The sequence below is a fragment of the Pseudomonas sp. genome (assembly GCF_049590575.1).
Taxonomy (GTDB): domain Bacteria; phylum Pseudomonadota; class Gammaproteobacteria; order Pseudomonadales; family Pseudomonadaceae; genus Aquipseudomonas.
This window is the reverse complement of sequence record NZ_JBAWDE010000395.1, coordinates 1-1,702: the sequence shown is the minus strand read 5'-3', so window position 1 is coordinate 1,702 and position 1,702 is coordinate 1. Positions and strand designations below refer to the sequence as shown.

Below are 1,702 nucleotides of genomic sequence, written 5' to 3'. Positions count from 1 at the left end.
GGCTGCGACGGTTACTGCGTGAAATGCTGTGGACCTTCTCGCACAGCAGTTGCTTGACCTTTTCAGGGTTGCGCGAGATATCTTCGAAATTCTTCGGCAGGAAATCCACCGCGCCAGCGTCCAGCGCGTCCAGGGTTACCCGGGCGCCTTCGTGGGTCAGCGAGGAGAACATCAATACCGGGGTCGGGCAGCGTTGCATGATATGCCGGACAGCCGTGATGCCATCCATCATCGGCATCTCGTAGTCCATGGTGATCACGTCCGGCTTCAACGCGATGGCCTGATCAATCGCCTCTTTGCCGTTGGTGGCCGTGCCGATCACCTGAATCGTTGGATCGGCGGAAAGAATTTCCGAGACGCGGCGGCGGAAGAAACCCGAATCGTCCACCACCAGGACCTTGACTACCATAAACACTCCGTTAGGCGGGGCGGGCGTTACCGCCTGGCCCCGCCAGAATCAAATACGCCGAGCGGCGTAACGCTTGAGCATGCTCGGAACATCCAGAATCAGCGCGATCCGACCGTCACCGGTAATGGTCGCACCCGACATGCCCGGGGTTCCCTGCAGCATTTTGCCCAAAGGCTTGATGACCACTTCTTCCTGGCCCACCAGCTGATCGACCACAAAGCCGATGCGCTGGGTGCCCACGGAGAGAATCACCACATGGCCTTCGCGCTGCTCTTCATGGGCAGCCGACGCCACCAGCCAACGCTTGAGGTAGAACAGTGGCAACGCCTTGTCGCGCACGATCACCACTTCCTGGCCGTCCACCACGTTGGTGCGCGACAGGTCGAGGTGGAAGATCTCGTTGACGTTGACCAGCGGGAAGGCGAACGCCTGGTTACCCAGCATCACCATCAGGGTCGGCATGATCGCCAAGGTCAACGGCACCTTGATCACGATCTTCGAGCCCTGGCCCTTGGTCGAGTAGATATTGATCGAGCCGTTGAGCTGGCTGATCTTGGTCTTCACCACGTCCATGCCGACGCCACGGCCCGACACGTCGGAGATCTCGGTCTTGGTCGAGAAGCCCGGGGCGAAAATCAGGTTGTAGCACTCGGTGTCGGTCAGGCGGTCGGCGGCGTCCTTGTCCATCACGCCACGCTTGACCGCGATATTGCGCAGGATCGCCGGGTCCATGCCTTTGCCGTCATCGGTGATCGACAGCAGGATATGGTCGCCTTCTTGCTCGGCCGCCAGAATCACCTTGCCATTGCGGGACTTGCCCGAAGCTTCGCGTTCTTCCGGGGTTTCGACGCCGTGGTCGACGGCGTTGCGCACCAAGTGGACCAGCGGGTCGGCCAGGGCCTCGACAAGGTTTTTGTCGAGGTCGGTTTCTTCGCCCACCAGCTCCAGGTTGATTTCTTTCTTGAGCTGGCGAGCCAGGTCGCGAACCAGGCGCGGGAAGCGGCCGAAGACTTTCTTGATCGGCTGCATCCGGGTTTTCATCACGGCGGTCTGCAGGTCGGCCGTCACCACGTCGAGGTTCGACACGGCCTTTTGCATGGCTTCATCGCCGCTGCTCAGGCCCAAGCGCACCAGGCGGTTACGCACCAATACCAGCTCGCCGACCATGTTCATGATGTCGTCCAGGCGCGCAGTATCAACCCGTACGGTGGTTTCGGCCTCACTGGCCGGTTTTTCGGCAGCCGGTGCGGCAGCGGCACGCGCCGGTGCCGGGGCAGCAGCCGGTGCAGGCGC

At 61.5% G+C, this 1,702-nt stretch carries 2 protein-coding genes; both read right to left on the bottom strand.

Annotated features, from left to right (window positions below; genetic code table 11):
- Positions 1–409 (bottom strand): response regulator (locus tag WBR57_RS27640; RefSeq protein ID WP_424088410.1); only part of this gene is annotated, 409 nt, incomplete at its 3' end.
- Positions 410–457: 48 nt separating this feature from the next.
- Positions 458–1,702: chemotaxis protein CheA (locus WBR57_RS27635; RefSeq protein ID WP_424088408.1), on the bottom strand; the 1,245-nt coding region annotated here is incomplete at its 5' end.